Source organism: Bradyrhizobium yuanmingense (assembly GCF_025200905.1).
In the GTDB taxonomy this organism is placed as follows: domain Bacteria; phylum Pseudomonadota; class Alphaproteobacteria; order Rhizobiales; family Xanthobacteraceae; genus Bradyrhizobium; species Bradyrhizobium yuanmingense.
This window is the reverse complement of record NZ_CP104173.1, coordinates 2,860,317-2,873,613: the sequence shown is the minus strand read 5'-3', so window position 1 is coordinate 2,873,613 and position 13,297 is coordinate 2,860,317. Positions and strand designations below refer to the sequence as shown.

The 13,297-nt window shown below is 64.2% G+C and carries 16 protein-coding genes; 8 read left to right on the top strand and 8 right to left on the bottom strand.

Features of this window, described 5'->3' with window-relative positions:
• Positions 1 to 53: 53 nt before the first annotated feature.
• The gene (locus N2605_RS13255; RefSeq protein WP_109144142.1) at positions 54 to 950 is read left to right on the top strand and encodes an alpha/beta hydrolase family protein; all 897 of its coding nucleotides are present in this window, start codon (positions 54 to 56) and stop codon (positions 948 to 950) included.
• Positions 951 to 957: 7 nt separating this feature from the next.
• On the opposite strand, the gene N2605_RS13250 is transcribed toward N2605_RS13255, so the two are convergent.
• The 5 genes from N2605_RS13250 to N2605_RS13230 all read right to left on the bottom strand — a co-directional run bounded on the left by N2605_RS13250 (position 958) and on the right by N2605_RS13230 (position 3,516).
• Complete coding sequence (locus tag N2605_RS13250; RefSeq protein WP_036001521.1) at positions 958 to 1,221, bottom strand: hypothetical protein; 264 nt, start codon at positions 1,219 to 1,221, stop codon at positions 958 to 960.
• A 202-nt stretch (positions 1,222 to 1,423) separates the two neighbouring features.
• The gene (locus tag N2605_RS13245) at positions 1,424 to 2,008 is read right to left on the bottom strand and encodes a TIGR00645 family protein (protein WP_036022249.1); all 585 of its coding nucleotides are present in this window, start codon (positions 2,006 to 2,008) and stop codon (positions 1,424 to 1,426) included.
• Between the two features lie 31 nt (positions 2,009 to 2,039).
• Positions 2,040 to 2,687, bottom strand: a complete 648-nt coding sequence (locus tag N2605_RS13240) for a TerC family protein (RefSeq protein WP_036022248.1) — start codon at positions 2,685 to 2,687, stop codon at positions 2,040 to 2,042.
• A complete protein-coding gene (locus tag N2605_RS13235) occupies positions 2,684 to 3,046 on the bottom strand; it encodes a hypothetical protein (protein ID WP_036022245.1) in 363 nt (120 codons plus the stop codon). The genes N2605_RS13240 and N2605_RS13235 overlap by 4 nt, the downstream gene beginning before the upstream one ends.
• Positions 3,047 to 3,048: 2 nt before the next feature.
• A complete protein-coding gene (locus tag N2605_RS13230) occupies positions 3,049 to 3,516 on the bottom strand; it encodes a tellurite resistance TerB family protein (RefSeq protein WP_260346896.1) in 468 nt (155 codons plus the stop codon).
• Between the two features lie 359 nt (positions 3,517 to 3,875).
• Here N2605_RS13230 and N2605_RS13225 point away from each other — a divergent pair, with 359 nt between their 5' ends.
• From N2605_RS13225 to N2605_RS13210, 4 genes are all read left to right on the top strand, one after another.
• The gene (locus tag N2605_RS13225) at positions 3,876 to 4,703 is read left to right on the top strand and encodes a class II glutamine amidotransferase (protein WP_036001537.1); all 828 of its coding nucleotides are present in this window, start codon (positions 3,876 to 3,878) and stop codon (positions 4,701 to 4,703) included.
• Positions 4,704 to 4,721: 18 nt separating this feature from the next.
• Positions 4,722 to 5,951, top strand: a complete 1,230-nt coding sequence (locus tag N2605_RS13220) for a carboxylate-amine ligase (RefSeq protein WP_260346894.1) — start codon at positions 4,722 to 4,724, stop codon at positions 5,949 to 5,951.
• A 65-nt stretch (positions 5,952 to 6,016) separates the two neighbouring features.
• A complete protein-coding gene (locus N2605_RS13215; protein WP_036022282.1) occupies positions 6,017 to 6,202 on the top strand; it encodes a hypothetical protein in 186 nt (61 codons plus the stop codon).
• A 324-nt stretch (positions 6,203 to 6,526) separates the two neighbouring features.
• Positions 6,527 to 7,666, top strand: a complete 1,140-nt coding sequence (locus tag N2605_RS13210) for a glucuronate isomerase (protein ID WP_260346892.1) — start codon at positions 6,527 to 6,529, stop codon at positions 7,664 to 7,666.
• A 2-nt stretch (positions 7,667 to 7,668) separates the two neighbouring features.
• Here the strand turns inward: N2605_RS13210 and gor are convergent, their stop codons facing one another.
• From gor to rpiA, 3 genes are read right to left on the bottom strand one after another with little or no spacing between them, the layout of a single operon-like run.
• Positions 7,669 to 9,057, bottom strand: a complete 1,389-nt coding sequence (gene gor / locus N2605_RS13205) for a glutathione-disulfide reductase (RefSeq protein WP_225125865.1) — start codon at positions 9,055 to 9,057, stop codon at positions 7,669 to 7,671.
• A 47-nt stretch (positions 9,058 to 9,104) separates the two neighbouring features.
• Positions 9,105 to 9,647, bottom strand: a complete 543-nt coding sequence (locus tag N2605_RS13200) for a DUF2059 domain-containing protein (RefSeq protein WP_036022233.1) — start codon at positions 9,645 to 9,647, stop codon at positions 9,105 to 9,107.
• A complete protein-coding gene (rpiA, locus tag N2605_RS13195) occupies positions 9,644 to 10,363 on the bottom strand; it encodes a ribose-5-phosphate isomerase RpiA (RefSeq protein WP_260346890.1) in 720 nt (239 codons plus the stop codon). The genes N2605_RS13200 and rpiA overlap by 4 nt, the downstream gene beginning before the upstream one ends.
• Positions 10,364 to 10,538: 175 nt before the next feature.
• On the opposite strand from rpiA, the gene N2605_RS13190 reads away from it, so the two are divergent.
• The 3 genes from N2605_RS13190 (at position 10,539) to N2605_RS13180 (ending at position 13,282) form a co-directional block, all read left to right on the top strand.
• A complete protein-coding gene (locus N2605_RS13190) occupies positions 10,539 to 11,246 on the top strand; it encodes an HAD family hydrolase (protein WP_057028819.1) in 708 nt (235 codons plus the stop codon).
• 265 nt (positions 11,247 to 11,511) lie between these two features.
• Entirely contained in the window at positions 11,512 to 12,531 is a 1,020-nt protein-coding gene (gene moaA / locus N2605_RS13185; protein ID WP_036001562.1) for a GTP 3',8-cyclase MoaA, read from the top strand.
• 169 nt (positions 12,532 to 12,700) lie between these two features.
• The gene (locus N2605_RS13180) at positions 12,701 to 13,282 is read left to right on the top strand and encodes a TRAP transporter small permease subunit (RefSeq protein WP_036001566.1); all 582 of its coding nucleotides are present in this window, start codon (positions 12,701 to 12,703) and stop codon (positions 13,280 to 13,282) included.
• The last annotated feature ends 15 nt before the right edge of the window (positions 13,283 to 13,297 follow it).

Below are 13,297 nucleotides of genomic sequence, written 5' to 3'. Positions count from 1 at the left end.
GAATTCGCATTTGCTTGGGCAGGCTTGAGGAATCCGACAGGACACCGACCGCCATGGGCGAGGCACTGGATGACGTTTTCATCGACGAGATCAGCTTCCCGGCAGCCGACGGCTATGCCCTGACCGGCACCCTGTTCCTGCCGCGCGGCGCCAAGCGCCATGCCGTCCTGATCAATTCGGCGACCGCCGTGCCGCGAAAGATCTATCGGGGCTTTGCCTCCTACCTCGCCCATCGCGGCTGCGCGGTGCTGACCTACGATTATCGCGGCATCGGCGATTCCCGCCTGCCGGCGATGGTCGGCTACAACCAGCCGAAATCGCTGGTCGGCTTCAAGGCCTCGATGTCGGACTGGGCGGCGCTCGACGTCACCGCCGCGGTCAGCTGGATGCGCGAGCGCTATCATGCCCTGCCGCTCGCCTATATCGGCCATTCCTTCGGCGGCCAGGCGCTCGGGCTGATCGCGAATAACAGCGATATCTCGCGCGCGGCCTTGGTGGCCTCGCAGGCCGCGACATGGCGGTTGATGACCTCGCCGGAAAAATACCGGGTCTACGCCTTCATGAATTTTGTCGGTGTGCCGCTGGTCAAAGCACTCGGTTACGCACCGGGCTGGGCCGGTATCGGCGAGGATTTGCCCAAGGGCGTCTTCCTGCAATGGACCGAATGGGTCTCGAGCCCGCGCTATCTGTTCGATTCAAAGCTGCCGGCACTCGAGAACTTCGCCAGGTTCAAGGGCGAGCTGCGCTCGCTATGTTTCTCCGACGATCCCTGGGCGACGCGGCCCGCGGTCGAGCTGCTCGCGAGCGGATTCACTGCGATCAAGCCGGAGGTGCTGATGGTCAAACCGTCCGACGTCGGCGCCAAGGGAATAGGCCATTTCGGCTTCTTCCGCCCCGAGCACCGCGACACGCTGTGGCGCGGCGTCGCGGAATGGATTCAGGGGGAATGAGGCTGCGTCAGCGGATGATCGTCGTCAGCGACGAGTAGCGCCGGTTCGGTTTGGCGTCGCTAGGTGCGAACTGCGCGAAGGCGTCGCTGACGCGCACCGCCGGCGGCGTGTCGCTCGCGAACCGAAACTCCTTCGGCCGCGGTGCGTAGAAGCTTGCGCGGTAATAAGCGTCGTCGAAGCGCGCCTCGCCGACGCCGAACAATGCGTCACAGACCAGCAGGAGCGCGTAGACTCCCGCGACCGCTGCGACGATCTCCCTGAGAATTGTCATGCCCGATGCCCTGCCCTTTGCGGGCAGGATGCAGATCGGTTCCAAAGGCCTGGTTTAAGGCGCCCGGCTTCTTGTCGGCAGCGTTTGCCGGCACTGAACCGATTGCAGACAATTTTATCGATCTCGAAAGAGAGCCCGCCCAACCGGACGATCAGGCGGGCTCCAGGATTGGCCGCTCGGGAGGTATTGGGCGGCCAGCTTATCAGCCGTGCTCGGCCGCCTTGCGATGGCCGCTCTCGCTGAGGCGGTCGACCCATGCGATGCCGACCGCCGAGACGATGAAGGTCATATGAATCAGCACCTGCCACATCACCCCGCTCTCGGTGAAATTGCTGCGGGTCGTGCCGAGATTGCCGGCCTCGATGAAGGTCCTGAGCAGCGAGATCGAGGAGATGCCGATGATCGCCATTGCGAGCTTGATCTTGAGCACGCTGGCATTGACGTGACCGAGCCATTCCGGCTCGTCCGGATGGCCGCTGAGGTTCAGCCGGGAAACGAAGGTCTCGTATCCACCCACGATCACCATGATCAGAAGGTTCGAGATCATGACGACGTCAATCAGCCCAAGCACGACCAGCATGATCTGCTGCTCGCTGGCGTCGAACGAATGCAAGACGAGGTGCCATAGCTCCTTCAGGAACAACAGCACATAGACGGACTGGGCGACAATGAGGCCAACATAGAGCGGCAGCTGCAGCCAGCGCGAGCCGAAGATCAGCTTCGGAAGCAGGCCGACCGGCGGCAACGGCGCGGCCCGCGCCGAAGGTGCTTTGGGTTCAGACGTCATTGATCACTCCGGACTGCGGTAGATTGTCGCCTCAGAGACTCGCAATCACCGGTGCAAGTTCCAGCGTGCCGCGATAGATCATCTCAAACGAGACGTAAAGGATGATGGCGAGGCCGACATAGGCCACCCAGCGCTGCTTCTGGAGCAAACGGCCAAGCAGATCCGCGGCAACGCCCATCATCCCAACCGACAAGAGCAGGCCGAAGGCCAGGATGTAGGGATGCTCCCGCGCGGCGCCCGCGACCGCGAGCACGTTGTCGAGCGACATCGACACGTCGGCGGCGACGATCTGCACCGCCGCTTGGCCGAAAGTCTTCTGCGTTACCGGCTGCTGTACCGGCGCAGCACCTGCGCCGTTACTATCGAATGCGAGTTCTTTCGAATGCGCGGCCTGCTCGCGCAGCTCGCGCCACATCTTCCAGCAGACCCAGAGCAGCAACACGCCGCCGGCGAGCAGAAGGCCGATCACTTGCAGAAGCTGGGTCGCAACGCCGGCGAAGGCGATACGCAGTGCGGTGGCAGCGGCGATACCGACGATGATGGCGCGGCGGCGCTGCTCGGCCGGCAGGCCGGCAGCCGCAAGGCCGATGACGACGGCATTGTCGCCGGCGAGCACGAGATCGATCAGGATGACTTGAAACAGCGCGGACAGCGCTTCGGCGGTGATGAGTTCAGTCATGATTGATCATTCCTAGAGGCAGACGGATCGAGCCAATGCGGCTTGCGCCGCTCGATCCAGTCGAAGACTTTTGAACGGGAGGAGCGCAGCGCAGGCACGTCCTCGGCGAGCAGAGCAAGGCCGAGCGGCAGCATCCAGACGCCGAGCACCGGGAGGATGGAGAGCACACCGCCGACGACCAGCAGCGTGCCCGAGGGGATCCTGACCCAGCGGCTGGACGGCTTGAGCAGATAGGTCAGGGTGTCGCTCATGCGCGGCGGCAGGCGGTCGACGAGCTTGGCCAGGCGCGGGTCTCCACCAGCGATCTGCTCGGTGTTCCCCTCGGTTTGCCTGGCGCGCTCGTTCGAAATCGTGCTCATGCTTACCCCTTCGAGGCGGCCTGCAGCTTGGGGCCCGGCGCACTCGCCCCGACCGGCTTCGCGCGCGGCAGCACCAGCGTCAGCAAGCGCAACAATTTAATCGCCTGGACTTCGTGGGGATGTACGTCCTCGTCTGCGGCAGCAACGCGCTCCGACAGCTCCACCAGATGCGACGACAGCGGCAGGTCCGAAACCGGTCGCAGCGTATCGATCACGACGTTGGCAAAATCCGGCTCTTCGAGCCGTTCGGCGAGTTCGTCGAACATCGCACGGAGCCGTTCGTCGCCGATGTGCGGCGCCAGCTTGCGGTCTCTGATGAAACGGATCACCTCGTCGCGTTCGACGGGTGAGACGCGCCGGTCAGCAACCGCTACCAGGGCGCCCACGATCACCACGGCCGCCGCGGCCTGCTCATTCAGGCTGGACGGTTCCGTGATCTCGATCGAATTTGAGGACTTGGTTCCGGACATCGTAGCTCCCTTAACTTGCGAAATAGCCGCACGGAGCTGCGATGGGGACGAATGGTCGGAGAAAACGAAACAGGGGGCCCGACAATCGGCCGATCCATCGCATTCGCGCGGGACTGGTCATCCGACATCGCGAGGTTTGCCGACGAACGTCGACGTCCTCGCCAGAGGGGCCCGGATTCTTGTTCGCTTCAGAATTATAGGTACGCCTGTCGGAATCAAGCAGGACCGGCTGCGACCAGCCGCCGCATCCGTTCGGCGTTGCGGGATCGGTCATGCAACCCTTTCGCAGCTGGAACCATGCGTCCGTAACAGGTGTTGATGCACCTCGCGACGCATCAAACCGCCTGGCAGGAACCCGCATGTGCCGCTGGATCGCATACCGGGGCGAAACCACCTCGTTCGAGCCTTATGTCACCGAACCCGAGCATTCGCTGATTGCGCAGAGCATCCGCTCGCTTCAGTCCACGGCGGGCTCGAACGGAGACGGCTTTGGTCTCGGCTGGTATGGCGAGCACCCCGAGCCGGGCCTTTATCGCGAGACGCGCCCGGCGTGGTCGGACGAAAACCTGCGCTACCTCTGCCGGCATCTGCACTCGCATCTGTTCTTCGCTCATGTGCGTGCCGCAACCGGCACGGCCGTGACGCGGCAGAATTGTCACCCCTTTGCCTGCGGGCACTGGATGTTCATGCACAACGGGTTCGTCGGCAGCTGGAATCGGCTGCGGCGCAAAGTCGAGGCGCTGATTCCCGATGCCTACTATCCGTCGCGGCTGGGCACGACGGATTCGGAAGCCGTGTTCCTGGCCATGATGGGGGCCGGTCTCGAGCACGATCCGCTCGGCGCGACACAGTCCGTGCTGCAATCGCTCCTCGGATTCGTCAATGAAGGCGGGCTTCGGGAGCGGCTGCGCTTTACCAGCGCGATTGCCAACGGCCGCGACCTCTACGCATTTCGGGTCTCGGTGAACGATGCCGCGAACACGCTCTACTTCCGCGAGGACGGCGGGCAAGTCATCGTCGTCTCCGAGCCGTTCGATAAGGAATCGGACTGGGCGGAAGTCCCGCCGAACCACGCCCTGATCGCGCGAGCGTCCGAAGCCGTCAAAATTGTTCCGTTCGACCTTGCAATTTCCAGTACATCGGGTGCGGAACCGGCCACAATCAGACGGATTATCGCCCGCAGGTAATGACCGCGCCGGTGGCCAATGACATTTGCTTCAGACGTTTCAAAGCTGCTACGTCTTGCCCCCTCCGAGGACAAGCAGCATGTCGTCATCCGTTCTGCCGGCGGCGGCGGCAATCCGGCGGAATATTCCTTCGGCATCGAGGAGGAATACTTCCTCGCTGACCGCCGCAGCTTCGAGGTCGCGATCCGCACGCCCAACGAGCTGTTCGAATCGGCAAACTGGTCGACCGGCGGCCAGGCCATGCGCGAGATGCTGCAATCGCAGCTCGAGGTCGCAACCAACGTTCATGTCGACGTGAACGACGCGCGCGAGGAGCTGCGCTTCCTGCGACGCGAGGTCGCGAACGTCGCTGCGCAATACGGCTTCGTGATCATGGCCTGCGGCACGCACCCGAGCGCAGTCTGGCGCATGTCGCAGCCCAGCCCGAAACCGCGCTACGAGGAGATGATCGAGGATCTGCGCAGCATCGGCCACCGCAACATGATGTGCGGCATGCATGTGCACGTGCAGCTGCCGGATCCCGAGAAGCGCATGGCGGTGATGCGGGCCATGCTGCCGCATCTGCCGCTGTTCATCGCGCTGTCGACGTCCTCGCCGTTCTGGAATTCGCACAAGACCGGATTGAAGGGCTACCGCCTCGCGGCTTATTCCGAGCTGCCGCGCAGCGGCCTGCCCGAATTGTTCGAAGGCAAGCAGGATTTCGACGCTTATGTCGGCGCGTTGCAGCGCTCCGGCGTGATCCCGGACGAAAGCCACATCTGGTGGGCAATGCGCCCCTCCATGAACCATCCGACGCTGGAGCTTCGCGCGCCCGACACCTGCACCTTCGTCGACGACGCGGTTGCCATCGCCTCGCTCTACCGCTGCCTGACGCGGCATCTCTATCTGCGCCCTCAGCTGTCCCGGGAGGTCACTGCGGTCGAGCGCGCGATCGCGGTCGAGAACAAATGGCGCGCCCAGCGCTACGGCACCGACTGCATCTTCGCCTCCAAGGACGGACCGGTGACGATCTCGGAGCTGCTCACGCGGGTGATCGACGACATTGCGGAGGACGCAGCCGCACTGCACTGCTCCGCCGAGATCGAACACTGCCGCACCATCGTCGCGCGCGGCAGCTCGGCGGAATTCCAGCTTCGCGCCTATCGCGAAAGCGGCGACGACATCGCAGCCGTGTCACAATGGATCGCTACCTCTACGCTGTCAGGAACGAGCGCGCCTGTGCATCGCAGCGCTCCTGCGCCGTCATAGCGCCCCGCGCAAGCTTGTGCGACGAAAATGCCATTCCTGAGTTACGGAGATCGTTGGAGAAGCGCATGAACCGCACCACACCCTGCCCCGGCTGCGGCCATGCGCTTGTCCCGATGCTGACGGCCCACGGCCACACGGAGCCGAGCTGCCTCTGGTGCGAAGGCTTCGACGCGCGCGCCATGGACATGGCGAAATGGGCAGGCAGCCCGTCCGGCAAGCCCGAGCCGGCGCTCCCGCGATCATTCGACTGAACCGAGCCGGGCGCCCGTCGCGGGCCGGCTGCATCCGCTTTTGCAGGGCATGCCGACAAATTAGACAAGACAAGCCGCTGCGCCCACTGACGGCTTGCCAGGACAGGTCGGGCGAGTTCGGCGCCACCTATTGTCTAACCTCAGGTGCAATCTCGATTATTTGCGCGTCGCGTGCAGCCGGCGGACCAGCGCGCCGCATTGCGCTCCGGCTGGCCTGAAATTCGCAAGACAGCATCAGGCCAAGTCCCTGCCCGGCCACGATGAGGAGCGGCCAGTCACGCGCGCTCGGCTTCCGGGATGAATGGCCTCAGATCGGAGAATGCCATGAACGTGCATGCTGCCGGAGACATCAAATTCACCGGTCTCACCCATCCGAACGGCGCCCGGCTGCGCCTCAACGATCAGGACTTCGTGGCGATCGATCGCGACAAGAATGCGAATTTCGAGGCGACCTACCGGCCGCAGGCGCTCTACAACCGCGCCAACGAAGGCTTCCACGCCAACAACGAAACCTTCCTGCTGCACGAGGTCGCCACCAATCTGCCGATCTACCGGCCCGACACCGGCCCCACCGACTTCCATCTACATCTGCCGCCGGGCGGCTTTCAGCTCGTGCTGGTCACCTCGGGCGCGTTCACCTTCGACTATGACGGCCGCTGGTACAATGTCGGCCCGGGCGCGGTAATGCTGCAAAGCGCGATCGTGCATCGCCAGCTGTTCTACACGTGGTCGGGCCTGTCGACCGAAGAAAATTTGAAGACGCCGCAGACGGTGGTGCCCGATCCGATCTCGATGGGCTATTCCGGCAAGTTTCTCGAAGCCTTCATCACCGATCCCACCACCTTTCCGAACCCGACCATTGTCGGCCCGGATCAGATCAATGAGGACGAAACGCCGCGCGTGGCCTGGAGCCATCCGCTGCATGACCGCCCGGCCGATGCCGGCTTCTGGCTTCAGGATCCCCTGGCGCTCGACGCGCTGTTCAAGCCGCTCACCGATGGTTCTGTCAGATCGGCGATGCCGGTTTACGTACGCGACATCGGCATCGAGATTCCGAGCGGGCATCTCGTCACGGGCCACATCATCGCGACCGACCCGCGTGGCCACGCGCTCTTGCCGAAGAGCACGTCTGCGGCGGCGGACGCGACCTGCTTTGCCAAGGGCGAGGTCGTGATCTATCGCGTCATTCGCGGCACGGCCGAGTTCAAGAAGAAGTCCGGCGAGAGCTTTGAACTCTCTGCCGGCGACGTGGTGACGGCGGGCAAGGATTCCATCAGCCTGATCGGCGTCGGCGAAAACACGCAGGTCCTCCGCCTCGGCCTGCTCAAGGGCATGAACGAGCTGCGCAGCTGGACGGCGACACAGCGCGACGAGATCGACGGCCTCGCCGGTCAGATCATCACGCAAAAGGACGTGCGTCCCCTGCGCACCGAAGGCAAGCCGGTCGGATATCTGTACGGCTGAGGCTACTCCGCCGCCTGCCGCACGTGCCGTGCGGTCGGGGTGCGCATGGTGACGAGCTCTTCGGCCGCGGTCGGATGCAGCGCGATGGTCGCGTCGAAATCGGCCTTGGTCGCCTTCATCTTCACCGCGATCGCGACGGCCTGCGTGATCTCGGCGGCGGCATCGCCGACAATGTGACAGCCGAGCACGCGGTCGGTCGCGCCGTCGACCACGAGCTTCATCAGCACGCGGGTGTCGCGGCCGGACATCGTCGCCTTGATGGGCCGGAACGTCGTCTTGTAGATGTCGACGTGGCTGAATTGCGCGCGCGCCTCGGTTTCCGTCAGGCCGACAGTGCCGACCTCCGGCTGCGAGAACACGGCCGTCGGGATATTGGCGTGGTCGACCTGCACCTCGCGCTTGCCGAACACCGTGTCGGCGAAGGCATGGCCCTCGCGGATCGCGACCGGCGTCAGGTTGAAGCGGTGGGTAACGTCGCCGATGGCATAGATGCTGTCGACCGAGCTCTTGGAGAAATGGTCGACCGCGATGCCGCCGTTGGCGGGATTGATGGCGACGCCCGCATTCTCCAGGCCGAGATTGGCGACGTTCGGATGGCGGCCGATCGCGAACATCACCTGGTCGGAGGCGAGGCTCGAGCCGTTCGACAGATGCGTGGTGAAGTCCTCGCCGTGGCGGTCGACCTTGGTCACGGTGCAGCCGGTGAGGATGGTGATGCCATGCTTCTCCATCTCGGCGCGGACATGGGTCCGGACATCCTCGTCGAAGCCGCGAAGAATGTTTTCGCCGCGATAGATTACCGTCACATCGGAGCCGAAGCCGGCGAAGATGCCGGCGAATTCCAGCGCGATATAGCCGCCGCCCTGGATCACGATCCGCTTCGGCAGCCTCGCAAGATGAAACGCCTCGTTGGAGGAGATCACGTGCTCGATGCCGGGGATCGCCGCGCCATGGTTGGGCGCGCCGCCGGTGGCGATCAGGATGTACTTCGCCGTGACCTTCCTGTCGTTCTCGAGCAGGCGGACGGTGTGCTTGTCCTCGATCACCGCGCGGCTCTTGACGATCTGCGCGCCTGATTTCTCGACGTTGGCGGTGTAGGCCGCCTCCAGCCGCGCGATCTCCTTGTCCTTGTTGGCGATCAGCGTCGGCCAGTCGAAGCTGGCGGGCGGCACGGTCCAGCCGAAGCCGGCGGCGTCCTCGAGCTCGTGACGGACGTGCGAGCCGATCACGAACAGCTTCTTCGGCACACAGCCGCGGATCACGCAGGTGCCGCCCATGCGGTACTCTTCCGCGATCATGACGCGGGCGCCGTAGCCGGCCGCGATGCGGGCGGCACGGACGCCGCCCGAGCCGCCACCAATGACGAAGAGGTCGACGTCGAAATCAGCCATTATCCACTCCGACCCCTTATCAGGAACGACCTTTCAGATAGGTGCGCTCAGATCTCCTTGCCACGCTTGCGCATCTCGGCACGGAAGGCGCCCATCACGGTTTCCGAGAAGTTCTGGGCCCAGCTGTTCATGAACGCCATGCTCTGCCCGATCGCGCGCGGCTCGGCATCGATCAGCTTCTTGCCCAGCGGCGACTTGTAGAAGGTGACGAGGTCCTTCAGCTCCTGCTCGGTGAACTCGCTGGCATAAATCTGCGCCATGCCTTCGCCGATCTCGCTCTGGCGGCCGTTGAGCTGCTGGGCCACGATCGGCGCGACCTCGTTGAGGTCCTTCTGGTAATTCAGGTTCTGCTGGATCAGCGCGCCCTTGGTCTTCTCGACCATGCCCGGCACGGCGCCCGCATACATCCCGGCGGCGTTCTTGATCTGCAGAATTTCCTTCGCTGCCGCAATCGCCGCGGGCGACGCCTTCGGCAGGGCCGGCGCCGCGGGAGCCTTCTGGCCCGCCTGCTGCGCGGCGACCGGGGCGGCCGAAAGGGCCAATCCCGCAGCGAGAGCCGCAGCCGGCAAGATTTTCAACACGTTCTTCATTCCTGGTCTCCTTTCGGCTTGCGCCGTTCAATCACGCGGATTCCGCCGCCGCCCGCCAGAACGGCCGAGCTGGCCAAGCCGATGAACAGCCCATGCTCGACCACACCGGGAATGGCGCTCAACGCCTTGGCGAGACCGGGGGGATCCGTAATACGTCCGAGCTGGGCATCGACGATCCAGTGGCCGCCATCGGTGACGAAAACGTGGCCGTCCTTGGCCTTGCGGACCGCCATTTGCCCGGAAACGCCGCATTCGGCAAATGCCTTTTCGATCGCGCGGCGCGTCGCACCGAGCCCGAACGGGATGACCTCGATCGGCAGCGGAAACTTGCCGAGCGTCGGCACCCATTTGCTGTCGTCGGCAATCACGATCATGCGGTCCGAGGCGGCCGCCACGATCTTCTCGCGCAACAGCGCGCCGCCGCCGCCCTTGATCAGATTGAGCTCGGGATCGATCTCGTCGGCGCCGTCGATCGTGAGGTCGAGATGGTCGATCTCGTCCAGCGTCGTCAGCTTGACGCCGCAGCGTTCCGCATCGGCCCGCGTCGCCTCGGAGGTCGGCACGCCGATCACCTTGAGCCCGGCGGCAACGCGTTCGCCGAGCAGCTCGACGAAGTGCTTGGCGGTCGAGCCGGTGCCGAGCCCGAGCTGCATGCCGTCGCGCACTTCCTCCAGCGCACGCGCCGCAGCCTGCCGCTTCAATTGGTCCATGGTCACGTGTGCGCCTGCCTTGTGAAGTCTCGGCCGATTCCGGCCGCTTTCGGGCGCCTATGTAGCCTCGTTTTTCCCAGGAGAACAGGGCCTGGAACAGGGTCTGGGAACAGGCCTATAAGGTGATCTTATGGGCCCGCCCCTTGCGCGGATAGGACCGGGCCGGTAGCGCTTGGGAATCATGACCTCCTTCAAGACGACTTCCCCTCACACCATCGTCTTCGATCTCGACGGCACGCTGGTGGATACGGCACCCGACCTGATCACGGCACTGAATTACGTGCTCGACCGCGAAGGCCTGCCGCCGGTGCCGATGGCCTCGGCCCGCAACATGATCGGCGCCGGTGCCCGCAAGCTGATCGAGCGGGGGCTGGAAGCGGAGGGCCGCACCGTCACGCCCGCGGACATGGACCGGATGACTGCGGATTTCATCGCGTACTATGCCGACCATATCGCGGTGGAATCCCGCCCCTTCGAGGGTCTCGAGGCCGCGCTCGACCAGTTTTCGGCGCAAGGCCACCGCCTCGCGGTCTGCACCAACAAGCTGGAATGGCTGTCGAAGCGCCTGCTGGACCAGCTCGACCTCAGCCGCCGCTTCGCGGCGATCTGCGGCGCGGACACTTTTGGCGTCCAGAAGCCCGATCCGACTATTTTTCGGGAGACGGTGGCCCGGGCCGGCGGCGACGTGAAGGCCAGCATCATGGTCGGCGATGCCGGAACCGATGTCGGTGTCGCCCGGCGGGCCGGCGTGCCCGTGATCGGGGTCAGCTTCGGCTACACCGACGTGCCGATCGCCGAGCTGAAGCCGGACCGCCTGATCCACCACATGCGCGACCTGCCGGCGGCCGCGATCAGCCTGATGACGGCAAGCAAAACAGCAACGCTTTGATAGGATTGCCATTTTCGCCGCCCCACATCCCGAATGGATGCATAGAGGGCTGACTTCACCGGCGCCGCGGGCGTTGCCGGCCGTACGCGGAACCCAGCTGCGAGCCCACCGAACGAGCCGAAATCCCGCGCCGAGGGGGTCACATGCGTCAGTGCTGCACTCACGTATACCACCCGATTGTCCTTGCCGCGTCCGATGCTTAGATTGCGTCGACCGCACCGCTGCAGCAAAGGTGCGCCCGTCGCCATAAGTGAAGGCCTCTCGCATGACCGGATCCGCCGCATTGTCGACCCCGATGACCGATCCGTTCGGGCGGACCATCACCTACTTGCGCGTCTCCGTCACCGACCGCTGCGACCTGCGCTGCTTCTACTGTATGTCCGAAGACATGACGTTCCTGCCCAAGGCGGACCTGCTGACGCTGGAGGAGCTCGATCGGCTCTGTACGGCCTTCATCGCCAAGGGCGTGAAGAAGCTGCGCCTCACCGGCGGCGAGCCCTTGGTCCGCCGCAATGTGATGTCGCTGGTGCGCTCGTTGTCGCGGCATCTGTCGAGCGGCGCGTTGAGCGAGCTGACGCTGACCACCAACGGCACCCAGCTTGCGAAGCACGCGCGGGAGCTCGCCGATTGCGGCGTCCGCCGCATCAACGTCTCGCTCGACACCCTCGATCCCAAGAAGTTTCGCGAGATCACCCGCTGGGGCGAGATCGACAAGGTGCTGGAGGGCATCGAGGCCGCGCGCGCCGCAGGGCTCGCCGTGAAGATCAACGCCGTGGCGCTGAAGAACCTCAACGAGGACGAGCTGCCTTCGCTGATGCGCTGGGCCCACGGCAAGGGCATGGGCCTGACGCTGATCGAGGTGATGCCGATGGGCGAGATCGGATCGGGCCGCATTGACCAATATCTGCCGCTGTCGCTGGTGCGCGCCCGCCTCGCCCAGCAGTTCACGCTGACGGATCTGGCCGAGAGCACCGGCGGTCCGGCCCGCTATGTCGGCGTCGCCGAGACCGGCGGCAAGCTCGGCTTCATCACGCCGATGACCCATAATTTCTGCGAATCCTGTAATCGGGTACGCATCACCTGCACCGGAACGCTGCACACCTGCCTCGGCCACGAGGATGCCTCCGATTTGCGCAAACCTCTGCGTGCATCGAGCGACGATCTATTGCTTGCGGATGCGATCGACCGCGCCATCGGGCTGAAGCCCAAGGGCCACGATTTCATCATCGACCGCCGCCACGACCGGCCCAGCGTCAGCAGGCACATGAGCGTCACCGGCGGCTAACTCCGTATAGTTGCGGCCCTATTCCCCTTAACTATCAACAAACTTCCGATTGACTGACGGCACGCCCGCTGGTTTGGTGCGGCGGCCTCATGCCTGCGCGGCGAGATAAGCCACGCGCCATCTCGGCGCAGTCAAGACGGCCGGGGCACAATCGGGGGAGGACCTATCGTTGCAAGCGCTCCTTAAGCTGAGCAGCAGGATCGACGCGTTCACGCGCTGGACCGGCAAACGTATTGCGTGGCTGATCGTGCTCGCCGTTGTCATTTCGGCGGTCAACGCGATCATCCGCAAGACGTTCGACACCTCGTCCAATTCGTGGCTCGAGCTGCAATGGGTGCTGTTCAGCATCGTCTTCCTGCTCTGTTCGCCGTGGACGCTGCTCGACAATGAGCACATCCGCATCGACATCGTAAGCAACACGATGCCCAAGAAGGCGCGCAACGTCATCGACATCGTCGGTCACGTGTTCTTCCTCATTCCGATCTGCATCGTCATGATCGTCACGGGCGTGCCGTTCTTCCTGCGCTCCTTCCAGATCAACGAGCAATCCGGCAATGCCGGCGGCCTGCCGCAATGGCCCGCCAAAGCCCTGATCATGGTGGGGTTCGCCTTCCTTCTGGTCCAAGGCATTTCCGAGCTGATCAAGCGGATCGCGGTGATGCGCGGCTTGATACCGGACCCGCACGAATCGCAGGTGTCGGCGCTCGAAGCGGAAGTCGAGCATCTCGTTGAAGCGATCGAGAAGAAGTAGCCGTTGGCGACGGTG

Excerpts from the sequence above, each read along its gene's own strand:
- N2605_RS13230 (WP_260346896.1), bottom strand. The coding sequence starts at position 3,516 with ATGTCCGGAACCAAGTCCTCAAATTCGATCGAGATCACGGAACCGTCC.
- N2605_RS13225 (WP_036001537.1), top strand. The coding sequence starts at position 3,876 with ATGTGCCGCTGGATCGCATACCGGGGCGAAACCACCTCGTTCGAGCCT.
- N2605_RS13190 (WP_057028819.1), top strand. The coding sequence starts at position 10,539 with ATGACCTCCTTCAAGACGACTTCCCCTCACACCATCGTCTTCGATCTC.
- moaA (WP_036001562.1), top strand. The coding sequence starts at position 11,512 with ATGACCGGATCCGCCGCATTGTCGACCCCGATGACCGATCCGTTCGGG.
- N2605_RS13215 (WP_036022282.1), top strand. The coding sequence starts at position 6,017 with ATGAACCGCACCACACCCTGCCCCGGCTGCGGCCATGCGCTTGTCCCG.
- N2605_RS13200 (WP_036022233.1), bottom strand. The coding sequence starts at position 9,647 with ATGAAGAACGTGTTGAAAATCTTGCCGGCTGCGGCTCTCGCTGCGGGA.
- N2605_RS13250 (WP_036001521.1), bottom strand. The coding sequence starts at position 1,221 with ATGACAATTCTCAGGGAGATCGTCGCAGCGGTCGCGGGAGTCTACGCG.
- N2605_RS13255 (WP_109144142.1), top strand. The coding sequence starts at position 54 with ATGGGCGAGGCACTGGATGACGTTTTCATCGACGAGATCAGCTTCCCG.
- N2605_RS13245 (WP_036022249.1), bottom strand. The coding sequence starts at position 2,008 with ATGACGTCTGAACCCAAAGCACCTTCGGCGCGGGCCGCGCCGTTGCCG.
- N2605_RS13240 (WP_036022248.1), bottom strand. The coding sequence starts at position 2,687 with ATGACTGAACTCATCACCGCCGAAGCGCTGTCCGCGCTGTTTCAAGTC.
- N2605_RS13210 (WP_260346892.1), top strand. The coding sequence starts at position 6,527 with ATGAACGTGCATGCTGCCGGAGACATCAAATTCACCGGTCTCACCCAT.
- N2605_RS13235 (WP_036022245.1), bottom strand. The coding sequence starts at position 3,046 with ATGAGCACGATTTCGAACGAGCGCGCCAGGCAAACCGAGGGGAACACC.
- gor (WP_225125865.1), bottom strand. The coding sequence starts at position 9,057 with ATGGCTGATTTCGACGTCGACCTCTTCGTCATTGGTGGCGGCTCGGGC.
- N2605_RS13220 (WP_260346894.1), top strand. The coding sequence starts at position 4,722 with ATGACATTTGCTTCAGACGTTTCAAAGCTGCTACGTCTTGCCCCCTCC.